We start from the raw sequence: 17,372 nt of genomic DNA on the forward strand, positions 1-17,372 counted from the left end.
TATTTAATGCCCTGAACTGTTTCAGGGCATTTTTTTTGCCCCGCATTCGTAGAGTGGCACCTGTTCTTGAAATAAACGACGAACAGGAGACTCGCCATGACATCATTCCCTCAAGGTCGCTATGCATAACGTAGCGCTTGCAATCTGCTCACTACTGGTCGGCACTGATGGTGCCGTCCAGTTATTTCCTGCTGGCAAGTTCGATGCCCCTCGCGGTGCGATGGCAGGGAGTGGCCCTTGGTATCTTGATGATGTTTCTGCAGCTGCACTTATTAATCGCGTTCAATCACGCAAGAACGACATCGTTTTCGATTACGAACACCAAACTTTGTTGGCTGCTAAAAATGGTCAGCCTGCACCCGCTGCCGGTTGGGGTAAGCCTGCCGCGTTGAGTTGGGTGCCTGATAAAGGTCTCATGTTGTCTAGTCCTGAATGGACACCAAAAGCCAACGGCTTCATCACCAACAAAGAATATAAATATATTTCACCCGTTTTCACCTATGACCCCAAAACAGGTCATGTCTTGGATTTACTTCATGTCGCGTTAACCAATAACCCAGCCATTGATGGAATGGATGATGTATTGGCAGCGGCTTCCCTTCTCCCGCAACCAAAACAAGAGGACGCTTCTATGAACGAGGAGACTTTAAAGCTGTTACGCCAATTATTTGGCCTTGCAGCTGATGCCGATGAATCAGCGGTGACTGCAGCTCTGACTGCTATGAATAAGCAGGTTACCAACATGGCAACCACATTGGAGCTGAAAGACACTTCAGGGCTTGCTGCGCTGACAGCGGTTAGCAATGCTCTCGGTGAGCTAAAGAAAAAAGCCGATAGCGCTGATGAAGCTGTTGCTGCTGCCACTGCGGCTACCCCCGACACCGCTATGGCTGTTATTAAAGAGCAAGGCGAAGAAATTGCTGCTCTGACAGCGCGCCTGGATGGCAATGACAAGGACGCCATGATTGCCGCAGCCAAAGCAGATGGCAAGCTCACTCCCGCCATGGAGCTGTGGGCTAAAGACCAGCCGGTTGATGTGCTGAAGTCCTACCTTAAATCAGCCGCCCCCATTGCCGCCCTGACAGGTAAACAAACCACCACACAGCAAGTCGATGACGACGGCAACCCCGTTCTGTCTGATGCGCAGTTGGCGGTTTGTACGCAATTGGGTGTCGAGCCAGCCGAATACGCCAAATCACTCAAAGGAGATAAGTAATGGCCGCATTAACCAAAGACCGTAATACCCCGCAACGGTTAGGTGAAGTTCACAACCATCCAGTGGCGGCATCAAGTGTCATCTTTGCTGGCTCTATTGTTGTGCTTGATTCATCTGGCAATGCTGAGGCTGGTTCAACGGCAACCGGTTTGAAAGCCGTAGGCCGTGCAGACCAGCACGTTGATAACGGTGCTGGCTCTGCCGGTGATAAAGCCATTGATGTACGCAAAGGCACGTTCTTGTTTGCAAACGATGGCTCGATTGACCGCACCGATATCGAAGCCACCGCTTACATCGTCGATGACCAGACAGTGGCTAACACTGACGACACCGGCTCCCGTAGTGCTGCAGGCAAGATTGTCGACGTTGATGTTGACGGCGTCTGGGTCAAATTCGACTAAGACTTCACTGGTTTAGCTAATTAATAAGGATGACACCATGAAAAAACTGATTCTCTTGCCGATGGCCATCGTCGGCGCTCTCGTAATGATGACCTCCGCGATGGCGGCTGACTGGTCATTGCCAGCCAGCCTAATGACCGGCCCTGCCTCATTGAATACGGCCATGATGGGTGATGCAATGCCAATGCTGGCGTTTGGCGGCATCATCATTAACAAACAGGCTATTCAAGATATTTTTATTGGCCTGAAAACCGTCTTCCATAACGCACTCAAAGCCCGAACCAGTAACTGGCAACTGACTGCGATGGAGGTCATGTCTAGCACCAAGACCGAAGACTACGCCTGGTTAGAACGTTTCCCGAAAATGCGTAAATGGGTGGGTGAAAAGCATGTCAAAGCCTTGAAAGCCGGTAAATACACTGCCACCAATGAAGATTGGGAAACGACCATCGCGGTTGATCGTAACGATATCGAAGATGACACCTTGGGTATCTACAACACCCAAGCCAATATGGCGGGTGACTCAGCGGGTGAACTGCACGACATCATCTTGGACGATCTGAAAAACAACGCCTTTATTAATGAAGGTCTTGATGGTCAGTACTTCTATGACACCGATCATGAAGTGAATGAAGATTCGGTATCGAACAAACTGACAGTGGCATTGAGCGCGGCAACATCAGCGGCTGCAGCGGCGTCTTACGGTGCGGCACGTACTGCAATGATGAAGTTCACCGATGACGAAGGCATGCCATTGCGTCTGGTACCCGACTTGCTCGAAGTGCCACCGGCTTTGGAAGCTGTCGCACGTAAATTGGTCGAAGCCGACAAGCTCGACGATGACAGCCCGAACCCCTACAAAGGCACAGCCAAAATTGAAGTCAATCCGGGGTTAACGTCTGATACTGTCTGGTTCCTCCACCACACCCGCAACGCTGTGAAGCCTTTCATTATCCAGATGCGTAAGAAGCCTGTCTTCGTCAGCCAGACGGATATGGAAAACGATGATGTATTCAATAAGCGTGAATACAAGTTTGGTGCCGAAGCGCGAGCGACTGGCGTGTATGGCTTCTGGCAACTGTCTGTCGGTTCCACCGGCGGCGCGTAGTTAATCAGCCTTTAAGACAACTTTATCAGGGCGGTTTTCCGCCCTGATAACCAAGATAAGGAACGCATGATGGAAAACTTACTACAACTGCTACGTGAGAAGGCATTCGACAAAAAGCCTACCGTCGAAGAACTGAAAAAGTTTGATGGTCTGGACAGCATTACAGCCAAAGAGCGTGATGAAGCCTGGAAAGTCATTCAGGACGAAAAGCAGGCTCAGTCTAAAACGAATTCAGAAGCTGATGATAATGGGGGTGGCGGTGACTCAGACAAAAACAGCACAACCACAACAACCACTACAACCGACAGTGACCCTGATTCTAAACCAAGCACCAAACAGAACGCTTTACCACACTACCGTGTGACCGTGATGCGGGATGGGTTTCGTCGTTTAGGTCGTGCCTGGTCAGGCAGTGATGATGTCGAGCTGAGCGAAGAAGAGGTCGCCATCCTGGAAGCCGATCCGATGTTCAGCGTTGTCGAGCTATAAGCGGATATCTCAACGATGCCTTACTGCACACAACAAGACCTGGTCACCCGATATGGAGAGGATGAACTGATCCAGCTTACGGATAAGCAAAACACGGGTCAGCTGGACACGGACGTCATTAATTTAGCCATTGCCGACTCAGACAGCATGATTGATGGTTATCTGGGTGGCCGTTACAGCCTGCCGATTGACCCGCTGCCAAGGTCATTGGTGCGTATTGCTTGCGAAATTACACGCTATTACTTGTACGAAAATCTAGCGCCCGATGAAGTAAAAGACCGGTACAACGAAGCAGTCAAGTCACTCAAAAGCATCGCCCGTGGCGAATTGAGCATTGGTATCAGTACAGAAGGTGCCAAACCTCTCAGCCAAAACACAGTGAAAATCAACACCGGTGGCAATGTCTTTAACCGTAAAGATAAGAGCTTTATATGAACAGCATTAGCACCGTTGAAGATCACATCATTGAAAAAGCACAGGCGTTATTTGGCAATACATTAAGCGCTGCTGAAGTGTTACCCAGCGCGTTGAACTTGGCAGTACTGAAACAGTTGGTTGCCTCAAACAGAACGCCGGGCGTTTACACCACGTTTCTCGGTGGTCAAGGCAACTCACGCGGTAGCCTCAATGGCCGTTTTGATGTGTATGTCATCACCCGTCACGTTGGTAACCACAGCGCCCGGCGTCGAGGTGACACAACCACCATTGGTGCTTATGACATTTTAGCGGCACTGATTCCTAAGCTGCATGAATCGACGATTGCAGGGGTCGGTTCACTGGCGCTGAAGAATGTCAGGAATCTGTTTTCAATGCAGCTGGAGCAAAGCTTCAAAGCCACGATGTATGCCGTCACTTTTGAGTTGCCAAATATGCCATTTCCTAATGACTTTGACCCATCAACGTTGGCTGATTTTGTCACCTTTCATGCTGAACATTCATTGGTCGACGGCGACGACGAACCCGACGCTATTGACCACATAACATTGGAGCAATAAACCATGCCAGACCGAATTTTTATCAAACCCGCCAAGCAGGCTGTCAATGTGCGAAAGCTACGCGGCGGTCTGTTAAATCAGCACGGTGAATACGTGCCACGTGAAGTGTATTACCTGAAGCGGATAAAAGACGGTGATGCGATTGAGCTAACCAGTGACGCCGACATTAAAAAAGCGTTGGCCAAGGCTAAAACGGATGCCAAAAAAGCCGTTGCTGCCAAACCCACAGATTCAACTGATAAGGATGCATAAGCATGGCTATTTCTTTTGATACGATTCCTGAAAAATTACGTCTACCGTTTACAGCCATTGAGTTCAGTAATCGGTTGGCAGGTAATGCCAATATTGATTTTAAAATGCTGGTTATCGGTCAGCGACTGTCAACCGGCACGATTCCAGCGGGGCAAGCAGTTCGTGCCAATAGCCCTGAAGAATTGGAAGCGTATTTTGGTCGAGGCTCTATGTTGGCTGAAATGGGCAAGGCACAAATCAATGCCGATCAGTTTACTGAAAAGTGGTTCTTGGCTTTAGATGATGCATCAGGCGGTGAACAAGCAACCGGGTCAATCACCGTTACTGGCCCGGCCACGCGAGGAGGCACAGTCTTTCTTTACATCGCAGGCTATCGCTTACTCATTGGTGTTGACGCTGCTGACACGGATGAAGATATTGCCAGCGCTATCGTTGCAGCCATTACGGCAGAGACGACCTTACCGGTAACAGCCGAAGTTAATGGTGCAGAGTCGACTGAGGTCGATATCACTTGTAAGTGGAAAGGTGAAACCGGCAACGATATTGATATGCGACTCAATTTCTACGATGAAGCCTTGCCTGATGGTGTCGGCCTCACCTTTGTGGCCATGTCTGGCGGTACCGGTAATCCTGATCTTACTGATGTGTTCACTGCTATTGGTGATGAATGGTACAACTGGCTTGCAGTGCCTTATACCGATACAGCCAACTTAGTGGTGCTAGAAGCCGAAGCAGAAAGTCGCTGGGGGCCAATGCGTGCCATCGGCTTTCGGGCATTTACTGCGTTTAAAGGCACCCACTCAGAAACCGGGACTTTTGGCAGTGGACGAAATGGCCCACACGTCACCTGCATGGGTACCAATGACTCACCGACTCCGCCTTATCTATGGGCTGGCGTCAATTGTGTTGTCGCTGCCGCTTCCTTGCAAATTGACCCGGCACGTCAGCTAAGAACGCTGGCATTGCCTGGTATTAAGCCACCGAAAAAAGAACTGCGTTGGGATGGTACCGAGCGTAATCAGCTGCTGTTCGATGGTATTGCTACTTACAGTGTTGATCGTGGTGGATTGGTACGAATTGAACGTCAAATCAGTATGTATCAAACCAATGCGTCCGGCTTTGCTGATGACAGTTATCTCAACATCAACACGGCAGAAACATTAGAACGCATCCGCTTTGAGCAACGGGCAATGGTGTCTCAAAAATTCCCGCGTCACAAGCTGGCGGATGATGATTTTGATATTCCAGCCGGTCAGGCGGTGGTGACGCCTAATGCCATGGAAGATGAGTTTTTAGCCTTGTATACCGTCTTTATGGATCGCGGCTGGTGCCAGGATTATGAAGGTTATAAAGCCACAATCATCGCTGAAATTCATGATGACGATCCAGACCGTCTGGATATGTATGACTCACCAAAACTCATCAATAACCTACGTGTCACGGCTGTGCACACTGAATATCGTCGTTAAATTTAGGAGTAAGCAATGAGCGAACAAGTCACAGGAAAAGTAAAAGTCAGAATTGACGGCGGTGTTATTGAGTCAGAAAACGAAGCCACGTTAGATCCGGGTGGTGTTTCAAGAGAACCGTCGAGCCATGGTGGCAAAACCTATTTCACCGAATCAGATTCACCACCGAACCTGAAGTTTAAAATCCTGCTCACGTCAACGGTTGACGTGACAGAGGTGAATAAGTGGAAAAACAAAACCGTCACGTTTATCACTGATACCGGCCAACGTTATTTAATGCGTAACGCCTTCACTGTGAATGTGATTGAGCATGGCATGACCAGTGCGGATGTCGAGATGTCAGGCGATATGGCGGAGAAGGTATAAACGCATGGCCACGATAACAATTTCACTCGAACACGGCGTCAAAATGGGCGATAAAACCCACACTACAGTCTTGCTGCGAGAGTTAACCCCTGGAGACATCATTGATGCGGGGCTAGCGTCTGAACGTGTCACGGCATCAGATGATGGCTATGTGTTTGCTGTCAGTCCGACATTGATGGGGCTTCATACCTTGGCGAAGCAGATTGAATCTATTGGTGATTATGACGGCATTGTTGATATTGATGACCTGCGTAAATTTCACCGTGAAGATTTTGAGCTGCTTCAGTTTCATGCAGAACGATTAGACCAGGCAGTGCTGGAGTCTGTCATGCAGCGGGGGAAGCATGATGCGTCTGGCGGAGAACCTGAACTGGCAGACGATTAAGTTCAGCCAGTACAGCCAGACGCCTCTTAACTACACATTAAATAGACCTTTAAGACTCTTTTATACGCAGCTAATGAAACGATGAGCCAAAACGACTTAACAACCAGCATCAACATCAACGCCGGAGGTAACTTCGGCCGCCAGATGCGTGTTAATGAAGACCGTTGGAAACGCTTTAGCAAAACAGGCCAACGTCAAATGGGCGTGTTGCGTAGAAGTGTCAGCAGCTTTGGTAACGGGCTTGATAAGTTAGGCAATCGTTACACCGCACTATTGACCGGTGCCGCTGGTGCCGGAACAGCCAAGTTTTTAGTCTCGCTTGAGCGTCGCTTCACTCGGCTAGGCATTCAAGCCAATATCGGTGCTGAAGCAATCGATGAACTGAAAAAGAAAATCTATGAAACGGCACAATCACCCGACATCAGAGTTGACCCAAGTCAAATCACCAGCGCGATTGAATCTATTGTCGAGAAAACCGGTGACCTGGACTTTGCTGAAGCCAATATCCGCAACATTGGTTTAGCCATCCAGGCAACCGGTGCAGAAGGCACATCGATTGGTGAAGTGCTAGGTGAGTTCCAGAAAATGGGCATCGTCTTGGAAAAAGACGTGCTTACGGCACTCGACACACTCAATGTGCAAGGTAAAGAAGGCGCGTTCACCTTGCAAAATATTGCGGCATTAGGCCCTCGTGTTGTCACCGCTTACACCTCGATGGGGCGGCAAGGTATTCCTGCTATTCGTGAGATGGGTGCGGCATTGCAGGTTATCCGTCAGGGTACCGGCTCATCAGAGATGGCAGCGACGGCTTTTGAAGCCTTAATGCGGACACTGAGTGATGCTAAGAAAATAGACATGCTCAAAAGCGGCGGCATCAAAATATTTGATGCTGAAGCTTTAAGTCGTGGCGAAGAAGTGTTGCGACCAATCAATGAAATCATGGTCGACATTATCAAAAAAACACAAGGCAAAAAAACACTGTTAAGCACCGTGTTTGATGCAGAAGCCATGCGTGCATTCAATTCTTCCACTGCCGAGTTCCAGCGCACTGGTGGGCTGGAAAGCTTAGATAAATTCATGAATGTCCACGCTGATGGCACCACCACATTAGAAGACTCGACCAGAGCAGCAAATGATGCCGCAGGCGCTATGCGAAACCTCTACACTGCCTGGCAACAATTTGCTGACTCAAACCTGACTACCTACATTCAATCATTGGCGGACACGATCAATGACATTGATAAAGAAACACTGGATATGCTCATCAAAGGTGCAGCAGGTCTGGTTGCAGTCGGTGGCACAGCTATCCTAGCGAGGAAACTCTATAAAGGTGGCAAGGGTATCTCCGACTTTGTTAAAGGCAGCAAAGCTAAATCCGCCATGGGTGGTGCACTAGGCGGGATGGATGGGGTAACGCCTGTTTATGTTGTCAATATGCGCGGCGGCATGGATCCAACGGGTATGGATCCAAAAAAGAAACCAAAAGTAAAAAAACCTAATCGTAGGCAAATGCTTAGAGCAGCGCCAAATATGAAAACAATAGCAGCGATGGGTGCCGGAGCGATGGGTACTGCTGGTTTAGCAGTTGGCGCTGCTGGTTTGGCAGGTTACGGAGCCGGTAAGGTTATTTATGATAATGCATTAGAAGGCACTGAGTTTGCTGACGCATTAGGCCGTTCGATTGCTAAAGCCTTGGCTTTGTTTGGTAATGATAATGCTCAGGCCGCATTAAGTGCGGAAAAACGCAGCCAACTGCAAATTGAAGTCACCGATAAGCGTGTCCAGGTCAAAAATATCCAAAGCGATGACATGGATATTAATGTCGATACTGGCCCTACAGTGGGGAATCTGTAATGGCCGAACAAGTATTGACATGGCGCGAGCAACTTCAACAATCCTCATTCCGTGGCGTTGAGTTTTATGTTGATGACCATACGCTCGAATTTGGTCGCCGTGTCCAGTTGCATGATTATCCCTTTAAAGATGATGCCTATGCCGAAGACTTAGGCGGCAAAGATGCTGTGTACTCCTTTCCTGCTTTTGTAGTGGGTGAAGATTACAGGCAGCAGCGTGACAAACTGATTGAGGCTTTAAACAAAAAAGGCTCTGGCACCTTAGTTCATCGTTACCTCGGACGTGTCCGTGTGCAGGCTGGCCCCAGCAGTTTGCGTGAAACCAATAAAGAAGGTGGTATTGCCCGATTTACTCTGACTTTTTACAAAGCTGAGTCACGCGCCAAGCCAACATCAAAAGTTGACACGCAACAACGCGTCAATGCAGCGGCCAAAAACGCACAAGCTGTAGTGAAGCAACAATTTACATCGGCATACAGCGTTACCGGCTTTCCAGGTTGGGTGAAAGAACAGGCGAAAACCGTCTTATCCGATATCGAGTCACGCTTTTCCGGATTAGGTGTTATCGATGCCACCATTGCCGATTTTGTTGGTTTGCCCGATGCCTTAGCGGGGCAGGTGATTGGCAGTGTCGGCAGTCTTTCTGCCATGACTCAGTTTCGTAAACTGTTCAGCTTTGGTAGCGAATCAGCCGCCGTGCCAACCACCACGCCAAGTCGTGTTCAGCAAGCCTCAAATCAGCAGGCAATCATTAACCTGGTACAACAATCATCACAAATTGAAGCGGCCAGAGTGGCTAGTACCCGTGATTATGACTCGGCTCAAGATGCGATTGCCGCACGTGATGAACTGTCTGAGGTATTAGATGAGCAAATGCAAGCGGCAGACGATGAGACCTATATCGCACTGCAAGATTTACGGGCTTCCATGGTTCAAGACCTGACAGAACGTGCCGCCAACCTCAAGCAAGTTCGTCGCTATACACCACAAGCGACATTGCCCTCATTAGTGATTGCGCATCAGCTCTACCAAGACGCTGATCGTGCAACCGATATCGTCTCTCGCAATAACATCGGTCACCCCGGATTTGTACCCGGTGGTCAGACTTTGGAGGTGTTGGATGCATGATGTCGCCTTGAAAGTGAATGGTCTGGACTGGTATGGCTGGGAAGAGGTTCGGATCAATCGTTCAATTGTTCAAATTGCGAATGAGTTTAATCTCAAGCTGACTGATAAATGGTCTGAAAACAGCGCGCCACGCCCTATTAACGATGGCGATTCCTGCAAGGTGACGATTGATGATCACACGGTCATCACTGGCTATATTGATGAAGTTGATCATAGCTATGATGACAGCACTAATGGCATTCAAGTAGCAGGGCGTGATGCAACCGGTGACCTGGTTGATTGTAGCGCGCCATCGTTTCAGTGGGCTGGTCGTAACCAATTAGAGGGTGCGTCAGTACTCTGTGAGCCATACGGTATTCCGGTGTCCTCAACGGTTGATACCAGCAAACCGTTTGCCACAATGAAATCAGATGAAGGTGAAAGCACCTTTGAAGTGCTCGATACCGTCGCTAAAATCAGAGCAGTACTGCTAGTGTCTGATGGTTTGGGTGGCCTAAAAATCACACGTTCCGGAACCCGACGCCTGAAAGGCAGTTTAGAAACCGGTGTCAACATTAAAGCCGGTAGTCGTAAACGCTCATCACGCGAACGCTTTAGTCACTACACGGTTAAAGGCCAAACCAGCAGTGCCTGGATAGATACGGTATCGGTGTCAGCTACCGTGGCAGATAAAGCCGTTACTCGTCATCGACCTAAAATTATTCTAGCTGAAGATGCCTTAGATGCCGCTGGCTGCAAAGCCAGAGCCACATGGCATAGAAATATTTCTGCAGCGAAAGCTCAGACATTTAATTACACGATGCTGAGCTGGTATTTAGACGATGAATTGATCGAACCCAATTGCCTTATCGCAGTGAAAGACCACTACCTGAATGTCAATCGTGACCTATTGATCGTAGGCATCACCTATATAGTTGATGATAAAGGGCTGCGCGCTGAGCTGATCCTTGGTTTGCCTGAAGCGTTTGAACTACAAGCCCTGCCAGAGCCAAACGATGAAGGCGGTGTCTGGTAATGCGTCGCTTACAGAAATTACTGTCACCATTAAAACGTGGCCTGCAACAAATGCTACGTGTCGGTGCCTTGCTTAAAGTCAATGACGCACCACCGATTCAAATGGTGCAGATCGAAACCTTATCTGGTGAGGTGATTGAGGTGCCTCGCATTCAAGATTACGGCATAACATCCGTGCCACTACCCGGAGCAAAAGGTGTCGTCGCGGCTATTGGCGGTAAAACCAATGGCTATGTTTGCATCAAGATGGATGATAAGCGCTATCGTCAAGTCAGTCTCAAGCCGGGCGAAGTTGCACTCTACGATAGTCAAGGACAACTCGTTCACCTCAAGCAGGGTGGCCTGATGGAGTTGATTGCCAACACACAAATCACGGCCAAAGTGCCGGTTTTTCGTATCGAAGGCCAACTGAACGTCACCGGCGACATTATCGATCACGTCGATAGCGATGGTCTGACCATGGCGAGCATGCGTTCTACTTATAACGGCCACAATCATAATGGCGATAGTGGCGGCACCACCAGTAACCCTAATCAGAGTATGACACCATGATGGATTTTGTTATCAAAATGGTGAATAAAAATGGTCGTCCACGCTTTGTGCTGGAAACCGATCCATTAAAAATTACCTACGTCGCGATACTGGAAACAGCCGTCATCGTGGCGCTTTTCACTGACAGACAAGCCGACTCAGATGACGTCATCCCCGATGGCACCAATGATAAACGTGGCTGGTGGGGCGATGCCTTGGCGTCTGTTTCTGGTGACTTGATCGGCTCACGGCTTTGGTTGTTACAACGTGAAAAGCAAACCGAGCCTGTGCGAAAAGCCGCTGAAGACTATGCCGATGAAGCCTTGCAGCATCTCATTGATGATGAAGTGGTTGATTCCGTGCAAGTCACAGCCAGTTACCCACGCGCTGAATGGTTAGCCTTAGATATCGACATCGAAACAGCAGACGGCCAGCTTTTAAATTTCAATTATGCCTGGGAGGCTTTCAATGGCGTTTAAACGTCCTTCATTGGCAGAATTACATGCCCGTTTAACGGCGAATATTGATAGCAGAACCGATGGTCAGCCACGTCTGCGCCGTTCACCGTTTAATATCTTTGCCACGGTCATGGCGGGTGGCATGCATGAGATGTATGGCTATCAAGCCTATAAAGCGAAGCAGTTATTGCCTGATAGCGCCGATGAAGCGCACTTTGGTCGTCTCGCATCAATTGAAGGCACCGAGCGAAACCCATTCGAATACGCGATCGGCCAATGTGAAGTCACCGGCACCAATGGCGCTGTTATCGAAGCCGGTAAAACTCTAAAACGTGCTGATGCGGTTGAATACACAGTCGATGATGAAGTCACTATTGTCGGTGGTGAAGCCGTTATTTCAGTCACAGCCGTTTTGCCAGGCGCTGAAGCCAATGCCATCGCTGGCGTTGCCTTAACCTTTGTCGATACCCTTGCCGGTATTAATGGCCAAGCCATCGTTGACGCAGACGGTATTAACAATGGTACCGACATCGAGCAGCTTGAAAGTTGGCGTCAACGTCATATCGAAAACATCCAGCAACCGGCTCAAGGTGGCGCGGCACATGACTACATTAGATGGTCAAAACAAGTGCCAGGTGTTACCCGTGCATGGCAATATCCGGGTGAGATGGGTGAAGGCACTGTCACCGTTCGTTTCGTGAGAGATAACGATGACAGCATCATCCCTGATGCGACTGAAGTGGAAGCGGTGTATGACTATATTTTTGAACAGCACCCTGTTACAGCCGGGATCTATGTTGTTGCCCCCATCCCTGTCGCTTTAGATTTAACTATCGCGTTGACACCGAATACCACGGTTGTCAAAGCAGCCGTTGAATCCGAAATAGCCGACTTACTTTCGCGAGAAGCGATTCCAGAAGATGGTAATGGCAAAGGCACTATCAAAGTCAGCCATATCCGAGAAGCGATTAGTATCGCTGCTGGTGAGACCGATCATGTTTTAGTTAGCCCGACAGAAGACGTCACGCTAACGCTAGGCCAAATTCTCGTGCCAGGTGATATCACATGGCAATAAAAACCCAGCAATACCTCACTATGCTGATGGCCTTAATGCCTCGCGGCCTGCTTTGGGACGATCTGCAACACGATCCTGACTTTATCGGCTTGTTCGAATCAACCGCTGAAGAGCTTGCCATCCTTCACGCCCGTGAAGATGACCTGTTAGACGAAGCAGACCCGCGTACCACCTATGAAATGCTTAATGAGTGGGAAGCCGCTTACGCGCTGCCCGATCCGTGCGTAGATGACGTGCAAACCCTTCAGCAGCGACTGGCTAGCCTATACGCCAAAGTGACCAATAAAGGGGGGCAAAGCATCCCGTATTTTATAGCCATTGCAGAATCGATTGGCTATCAAGTCACTATCACCGAGTTTTCGCGCTGGACAGTCGCAGACCGAGTCAATAAACCGCTTTATGGGCAGTCTTGGCAGTTTGCATGGCAGGTCAATGCGCCTGAAGAAACGATTAGCTATTGGAGAGTGAATGGCCGCGTCGATGAGCCATTAGCATCATGGGGCAATAAGCGCCTCGAATGCACACTCCATAGATTAAAACCCGATCACACCACACTCATTTTTTCCTACGGAGGATAATAATGGAACCACGTAATTATGAAGCGGATGCTTCAGCATCACCTCCTGATGCCCCAGCAGTACCGTCAGTTGGTTATCCAACAAATGGTGATCCTACATCCGGTACACCAGCGACATGGCCCGGCGCGCATTGGTTCTACAAAATGGGCGAGTCACTACGCAACGTCATCACTAATGCAGGCCTCACACCTGATGATGGTGATTTAAACCTGCTGCAGAAAGCCATCGTCAAGCTGGTCTCAGCCACCAACCACGTTGTACGGCTGGAAGATGTCACCTTTGGTCCATCAGTAGCCGATGGCGATGCCGTGTACTGGGACACTGCCAACAGCCGCTATGACCGTGCCATTGCCGACGGTACCGACAAACAGAAGATGGTCGGCTTTGCGGATGTCACCAACAGCCTGGTCGAAGCGTTTGGTCGTTCGGCGCTGTTCTCCGGCCTGACGGTGGGTGACAAGTATTATCTGTCTGGCAGTACGGAGGGGGAAATTACTGCAACTGCGCCATCCGAAAAGGTGGTCGTCGGTCTGGCTAAATCAGCCACCGTGATGTTTGTTGATATTGACCCGATTGCCGGTACGCCTATTCAGGATCAGACGACATGGAATACGGGAACCGATACGACTGAGAGTATTATCAGCCCCGACAAGCTTGATGCCAAAATCAAAACGATGGCTATTGGCGAGGGGCAGGTCTGGCAAGACGTTTTTGTCAGTCGTTCAGAGGGTGTTACTTATACAAACACTACTGGTAGATCTATTCAACTGGCGATAGTTCTAAGCGCTGGCAGTGGGCCTCGTAATTTCCTTGTTGACGGTGAAGTTATCTGCACTATCGCAGGTGATTCTGATGAACAATACGTTAATTTGATTATTCCGAACGGTAGCACATATCAAGCCGGAGCTGGAGTTCTTTCGGGATTTGATGTTTGGTGGGAGCTTAGATAATGAAATATTTTAAAGACGAAAATAATAATGTCTTTGCATTTGAATCCGATGGCTCACAAGATCATTTAATTAAGTCTGGCATGACTGAAATTGATGAGTCAGAAATTCAATCTGTCATAGATTCAAAACTAATAATCGATGATCGGCTTGCTAATAAGCATTCTGAGATTGTTCAGAAATTCAAACTAGCCATGGCTCCAGTCACGAGTCTTTATACGGCTGAAGAAATTGCTAGCTTCCCAACGCAAGAGCCAGAAGCAATAGCTTGGCAGTCGGACAATGCCGCGCCGACGCCACTGATTGACTTCATTGTTGCAGAGAGAGCCAGCGTTGATAAAGCAACCCTAGTCGGACGAATCATTAGCAATGCGTCCAATTATAAAAGTGTGGCTGGCCCAGCTATTGGAAAAAAGCAGGACTATGAAGACTTGCTCTATGCACTTCAAACACAGCACGAAGATGAGCAGCAGCCGGATGTGATTCAAGCTGATATTGACGCGATTGTTGTGGATTACAGCTAATGCCTAAGCAATCAAAAATATCCTGGTCAGACCTGACACCGGAACAAAAAATCAGTTTTGGAAATGGCTGTGGCCCTGACTGGCTACCCGAACCAGTTGCTAAGCTGTTATTTGGCTGGTTCTTCGAGGCGAGTTGCCGTCATCACGATTTTAACTACCAACGTGGTGGTGGTGATAAGGATCGTCTCTCAGCTGACCGAGGCTTTTTTAAAGCCATGCTGCGAGATGTCAAGCGGCTGCATTGGTCATTACAATTGCCAGCAGCTATAGAAGCTGTTGGGTTCTATGGTCTGGTTCGCTTCTTTGGCCGTTTTCATTTTGAAGATGGCCAATACAAATCGCTAGACCAAATACTGAAGTAAAGGAAGAGACAGCGACTCGGCAGTGCGCCAACACTGCCGAGCCGTCAACCCACAGGCACATACCCTGTGAGCCAACCAAGGCCATCCCGCCGCGTCGACGCAGCCGGGCCAGCCTAGCACAAACAGATAGAGGCTCACATGAAAGAAGTTAGATGTGGTGGCTGCAGCCGGTTACTGGCTAAAGCTGAATACGTACAAATCGAAATCAAGTGTCCGCGATGTAAGACACTCAACAACCTGAAGGCCATTGAGCCTCTTAATCCAGCACCAGCGAGTGCCAGACCAATAGAGGAAAAACATGGCCAAACCAATTATCCCGTGGATGGGCGGTAAAACCCGACTCGCAAAAGACATCCTGCCCCTGTTTCCGGAACATCAATGCTACGTCGAAGTCTTTGCTGGTGGCGCAGCGCTCTTTTACAAAAAGGAACCATCCAAAGTCGAAGTGCTTAATGACATCAATGGTGAGCTGACCAACCTTTACCGGGTTGTTCAGCACCACCTTGAAGAATTCGTCCGGCAGTTCAAGTGGGCCTTATCCAGCAGACAACTGTTTGAATGGGAAAAAGCCAAAACACCCGAAACGCTCACCGATATCCAGCGTGCAGCCAGGTTCTACTATCTGCAAAAGCTTGCCTTCGGTGGCAAGGTCGACGGCCAGAGCTATGGCACCGCCACTACCAGTCCGCCACGGCTCAATCTACTCCGCATCGAGGAGGATCTGAGCGCCGCTCACCTTCGCCTGGCCAGAACCAACGTCGAGAACCTAGACTGGCAGCGCTGCATTCAGAAATATGATCGACCAGGCACACTGTTCTATCTGGATCCACCGTACTATGAAACCGCAGGTTACGGTCAAGACTTTGGTTTAGAACAATACGAAACCATGGCAGAACTGGCCCAAACTATCCAAGGCAAAATGCTCATCAGCATCAACGACCACGACACTATTAAAAAGGTCTTTAAAGGCCTCTCAAATAAGCCTTTAAATATCAATTACACGGTAGGTGGAAATCACAATAAAAAAGCATCCCGTGAGCTGCTAATATGGAATTGGTGATAATTAACAAATGGAGTCACATTCTTAAGCGATGATTACACTAAATACCGAGAAAGGCTTAATCCGTGTTGATTCATGGGGAGATATTCAAGACTTAGCTGGTTTTGAGGAAAACCTCGATCCATCAGACCATAAATTAAAGGAGATTCTAGGTAATTATACTTTTACTGAAAAAATTCGTTGTGGTTTATCAACTTGTCATTCGCCTCATAACAAAGGCTATATTGTCTCAACTGAAGATGGCTATACCACTAACATCGGCCAGTTATGTGGTGCCAGTTACTTCGGTGTTGAATTCAACACTCTATCGAAACGCTTCGACCGTTTTGTTACTGAATCTGAAAACCGTGCCACATTAAGAGAGTTTGATATTGATTCTGTTCAACAACAGGTTTCGGAACTAAAGGCTCAGGAAAAAGGTGCCAATTGGGCTAATTCTAAACTTAGCCCGTTTAAACAGAATAAATTTCCTACCATATCTAAAGCCTTGTCTAGCATGATCAAGACACGGAGTAATCAACTTATAATTACCGTGAAAGCTACTGTGCAAGAGGTTGAAGCTATTGAGGCTGCTCAAAATGTAACCCTTGAAAGGCCTCATTATGTTGAACGTCCTGTTGCTGAAATTGCTGGCTTAGAGGCTTTGTATGATGAGAACGACATCAGAGAGTTGGTGGTTATTCAGCTTGAAAGCAATCTCAATCAATTGAGAGATGCCGATATAAATCAGCTCAGTTATCAAGATTTAGAGAAATGGGCGAAGTGGGTTAGAGAGGTTGACTCTTTAGTCAGTAAAGCCACACAAATCATTCTCTTTGCCAGAGTGTTTCTCATTAGAGAGAACTTAAAACCATTTGATCGTTTAGGTGGCAGTTATGATGAATCTTCTGCATTTACTTCTTATATAAAGCAGCTTAAATAGATCATTAATTACCTATAGTTAGTTTGGAGTTTGTTATGTCTGGTTTTGTTTCTGTTGAGGTCGAAGGGAAGCTCTATGAGTCTGAGTACCATGAAGTTGGTGGTGTGGTTCGGGTTTATGGTGATCTAGGTGACCCTCATAAGCCAGAGGTCGAGTTCACCACTCTTGGAGGTATGAAGCCAGACCAAGTCGCTAGGATTTTGCTGAGACGTTTGGTTAAGCGAGGAGTAGTTTCGCCA

General features: G+C 48.4%; 24 protein-coding genes. All 24 read left to right on the forward strand.

Annotated features, from left to right (window positions below; translation table 11 throughout):
• The first annotated feature begins 121 nt into the window (after positions 1 to 121).
• On the forward strand, positions 122 to 1,216 hold the full coding sequence (locus tag MDMS009_RS12865; protein ID WP_008290138.1) for a phage protease: 1,095 nt from the start codon (positions 122 to 124) through the stop codon (positions 1,214 to 1,216).
• Positions 1,216 to 1,617 carry a hypothetical protein gene (locus tag MDMS009_RS12870; RefSeq protein ID WP_008290156.1) on the forward strand — a complete coding sequence of 134 codons (402 nt, stop codon included), beginning with the start codon at positions 1,216 to 1,218 and terminating at the stop codon, positions 1,615 to 1,617. Before MDMS009_RS12865 ends, MDMS009_RS12870 begins: the two co-directional genes overlap by 1 nt.
• A 37-nt stretch (positions 1,618 to 1,654) precedes the next feature.
• On the forward strand, positions 1,655 to 2,725 hold the full coding sequence (locus MDMS009_RS12875; RefSeq protein WP_008290173.1) for a Mu-like prophage major head subunit gpT family protein: 1,071 nt from the start codon (positions 1,655 to 1,657) through the stop codon (positions 2,723 to 2,725).
• Between the two features lie 66 nt (positions 2,726 to 2,791).
• Entirely contained in the window at positions 2,792 to 3,214 is a 423-nt protein-coding gene (locus MDMS009_RS12880) for a hypothetical protein (protein WP_008290141.1), read from the forward strand.
• Positions 3,215 to 3,229: 15 nt separating this feature from the next.
• Positions 3,230 to 3,649 (forward strand): gp436 family protein, encoded by a 420-nt coding sequence (locus tag MDMS009_RS12885; RefSeq protein WP_008290132.1) that lies wholly within the window; start codon positions 3,230 to 3,232, stop codon positions 3,647 to 3,649.
• Complete coding sequence (locus tag MDMS009_RS12890; RefSeq protein WP_008290165.1) at positions 3,646 to 4,209, forward strand: phage protein Gp37; 564 nt, start codon at positions 3,646 to 3,648, stop codon at positions 4,207 to 4,209. Before MDMS009_RS12885 ends, MDMS009_RS12890 begins: the two co-directional genes overlap by 4 nt.
• 3 nt (positions 4,210 to 4,212) lie before the next feature.
• Complete coding sequence (locus MDMS009_RS12895; protein WP_008290139.1) at positions 4,213 to 4,461, forward strand: DUF2635 domain-containing protein; 249 nt, start codon at positions 4,213 to 4,215, stop codon at positions 4,459 to 4,461.
• 2 nt (positions 4,462 to 4,463) lie between these two features.
• Positions 4,464 to 5,930 (forward strand): phage tail sheath subtilisin-like domain-containing protein, encoded by a 1,467-nt coding sequence (locus tag MDMS009_RS12900; protein ID WP_008290164.1) that lies wholly within the window; start codon positions 4,464 to 4,466, stop codon positions 5,928 to 5,930.
• A gap of 15 nt (positions 5,931 to 5,945) precedes the next feature.
• Complete coding sequence (locus tag MDMS009_RS12905; RefSeq protein WP_008290154.1) at positions 5,946 to 6,296, forward strand: phage tail tube protein; 351 nt, start codon at positions 5,946 to 5,948, stop codon at positions 6,294 to 6,296.
• Between the two features lie 4 nt (positions 6,297 to 6,300).
• A complete protein-coding gene (locus tag MDMS009_RS12910) occupies positions 6,301 to 6,681 on the forward strand; it encodes a phage tail assembly protein (protein ID WP_043887794.1) in 381 nt (126 codons plus the stop codon).
• 81 nt (positions 6,682 to 6,762) lie between these two features.
• Positions 6,763 to 8,535 carry a phage tail tape measure protein gene (locus tag MDMS009_RS12915; protein ID WP_008290161.1) on the forward strand — a complete coding sequence of 591 codons (1,773 nt, stop codon included), beginning with the start codon at positions 6,763 to 6,765 and terminating at the stop codon, positions 8,533 to 8,535.
• Entirely contained in the window at positions 8,535 to 9,662 is a 1,128-nt protein-coding gene (locus tag MDMS009_RS12920; protein WP_008290153.1) for a DNA circularization protein, read from the forward strand. Before MDMS009_RS12915 ends, MDMS009_RS12920 begins: the two co-directional genes overlap by 1 nt.
• On the forward strand, positions 9,655 to 10,677 hold the full coding sequence (locus tag MDMS009_RS12925; RefSeq protein ID WP_008290121.1) for a phage baseplate assembly protein: 1,023 nt from the start codon (positions 9,655 to 9,657) through the stop codon (positions 10,675 to 10,677). The genes MDMS009_RS12920 and MDMS009_RS12925 overlap by 8 nt, the downstream gene beginning before the upstream one ends.
• A complete protein-coding gene (locus MDMS009_RS12930) occupies positions 10,677 to 11,228 on the forward strand; it encodes a phage baseplate assembly protein V (RefSeq protein ID WP_008290167.1) in 552 nt (183 codons plus the stop codon). Before MDMS009_RS12925 ends, MDMS009_RS12930 begins: the two co-directional genes overlap by 1 nt.
• A complete protein-coding gene (locus tag MDMS009_RS12935; RefSeq protein WP_008290120.1) occupies positions 11,225 to 11,686 on the forward strand; it encodes a phage GP46 family protein in 462 nt (153 codons plus the stop codon). The genes MDMS009_RS12930 and MDMS009_RS12935 overlap by 4 nt, the downstream gene beginning before the upstream one ends.
• Positions 11,676 to 12,740 carry a baseplate J/gp47 family protein gene (locus MDMS009_RS12940; protein ID WP_008290140.1) on the forward strand — a complete coding sequence of 355 codons (1,065 nt, stop codon included), beginning with the start codon at positions 11,676 to 11,678 and terminating at the stop codon, positions 12,738 to 12,740. Before MDMS009_RS12935 ends, MDMS009_RS12940 begins: the two co-directional genes overlap by 11 nt.
• Positions 12,731 to 13,318 carry a YmfQ family protein gene (locus tag MDMS009_RS12945; protein ID WP_008290129.1) on the forward strand — a complete coding sequence of 196 codons (588 nt, stop codon included), beginning with the start codon at positions 12,731 to 12,733 and terminating at the stop codon, positions 13,316 to 13,318. Before MDMS009_RS12940 ends, MDMS009_RS12945 begins: the two co-directional genes overlap by 10 nt.
• Before the next feature lie 2 nt (positions 13,319 to 13,320).
• Positions 13,321 to 14,268 carry a hypothetical protein gene (locus MDMS009_RS15905; RefSeq protein WP_008290149.1) on the forward strand — a complete coding sequence of 316 codons (948 nt, stop codon included), beginning with the start codon at positions 13,321 to 13,323 and terminating at the stop codon, positions 14,266 to 14,268.
• Positions 14,268 to 14,789, forward strand: a complete 522-nt coding sequence (locus tag MDMS009_RS12955) for a hypothetical protein (protein WP_008290664.1) — start codon at positions 14,268 to 14,270, stop codon at positions 14,787 to 14,789. Before MDMS009_RS15905 ends, MDMS009_RS12955 begins: the two co-directional genes overlap by 1 nt.
• A complete protein-coding gene (locus MDMS009_RS12960) occupies positions 14,789 to 15,151 on the forward strand; it encodes a hypothetical protein (protein WP_008290144.1) in 363 nt (120 codons plus the stop codon). Before MDMS009_RS12955 ends, MDMS009_RS12960 begins: the two co-directional genes overlap by 1 nt.
• Before the next feature lie 138 nt (positions 15,152 to 15,289).
• Positions 15,290 to 15,484, forward strand: coding sequence for a Com family DNA-binding transcriptional regulator (locus MDMS009_RS16775; RefSeq protein ID WP_081443579.1), 195 nt, complete (start codon positions 15,290 to 15,292; stop codon positions 15,482 to 15,484).
• On the forward strand, positions 15,450 to 16,211 hold the full coding sequence (locus MDMS009_RS12965; RefSeq protein WP_008290345.1) for a DNA adenine methylase: 762 nt from the start codon (positions 15,450 to 15,452) through the stop codon (positions 16,209 to 16,211). Before MDMS009_RS16775 ends, MDMS009_RS12965 begins: the two co-directional genes overlap by 35 nt.
• Positions 16,212 to 16,242: 31 nt before the next feature.
• Positions 16,243 to 17,133 carry a hypothetical protein gene (locus MDMS009_RS12970; protein ID WP_008291910.1) on the forward strand — a complete coding sequence of 297 codons (891 nt, stop codon included), beginning with the start codon at positions 16,243 to 16,245 and terminating at the stop codon, positions 17,131 to 17,133.
• A gap of 35 nt (positions 17,134 to 17,168) precedes the next feature.
• Positions 17,169 to 17,372, forward strand: a 204-nt coding sequence (locus MDMS009_RS12975; protein ID WP_008290359.1) for a hypothetical protein, incomplete at its 3' end; no start/stop codon positions are given.

Source organism: Methylophaga thiooxydans DMS010 (genome assembly GCF_000156355.1).
Lineage (GTDB): Bacteria > Pseudomonadota > Gammaproteobacteria > Nitrosococcales > Methylophagaceae > Methylophaga > Methylophaga thiooxydans.